Source organism: Thalassoglobus sp. JC818, from assembly GCF_040717535.1.
Classification (GTDB): domain Bacteria; phylum Planctomycetota; class Planctomycetia; order Planctomycetales; family Planctomycetaceae; genus Thalassoglobus.
The window spans coordinates 1-938 of sequence record NZ_JBFEFI010000031.1 but is presented as its reverse complement, the minus strand read 5'-3'; the positions used below and the strand labels follow the sequence as shown (position 1 = coordinate 938).

At 52.1% G+C, this 938-nt stretch carries 1 protein-coding gene; it reads right to left on the bottom strand.

The window, feature by feature from the left end; translation table 11 throughout:
• A partial coding sequence (locus AB1L42_RS23800; RefSeq protein ID WP_367062725.1) for a phage integrase SAM-like domain-containing protein occupies positions 1 to 899 on the bottom strand: 899 nt, incomplete at its 3' end.
• Positions 900 to 938 lie beyond the last annotated feature (39 nt).

Below are 938 nucleotides of genomic sequence, written 5' to 3'. Positions count from 1 at the left end.
CATGCGGCCGTTTCTTTTTGCTCTGATTGGAGATACGACGTTGGTGGCAGAATCGGTTGCGACTTCGTGCGAGGCATGACTTGATCAGACGGCATCACTGGTGGCATCACTTTTGTGGCGTGTTCCCAATATGCATCCGTTGTTTGCAGGTATTGTTCCATCGCGACATCACCAGTATTTCCCATCCAGCGGCAGACAACATGTTGCGGAAACCGGTCAGCGGGTTCTGTTTGCCGGGTTGCTCGCAGATTGCGCCACAGCTGCGGCCAGAGTTCGCATCCAGCCTTCTTGATGATTTTCTCAAATCGCGTTCGCAGATTTGCGTTTGCCCAGCCTGCGCCGCTCTTCAAGATTGGCGGTCGATGGCGGCTGATGACAAGTTCACCTCCCGGATCGGCAGCATCCCAGGCCGAATCCAGATAGGGGCGTAGTTCACCGAAGATAGGAACGTCGCGAGTCTCGTGTCCTTCAATATGCTCCAATTTGCGACACGGGACTTTCATTCGAACCTGCTCGAAGTCGATATGCGACCACTTCAAGCTGAGAGCTTCCGATGGAACGCGGAGTCCTCCAAATCGACTTAGGGCGATCAGGCAGCGCCACTCATCATCAGGGCAAAAATCCATGATGCGGAGAATTTCTGTCCGCTCGATGAACCTCTGTCGCGAACGATTGTTCCGGCTCATCACGTTCTTCAGCTTCGATCGAATGCCTTGGAACGGGTTCTTTTCGATGAGTCCATATTCCACTGCTTCCGAGAAGATCGTTCTTACCAGACTCACACGTCGATCGATTGTTGTTCGGGCATACCCCTCTTTAGAGAGGTATCTTGCAAAGGCGACAAAGTGACCAGTAGTTACGTCGTTCAATGATAAACTCGTGTCGAAGAACTTTTGCAGATTCGTAGTGACTTGTTGGGAGACGAGGATCGTCGATTG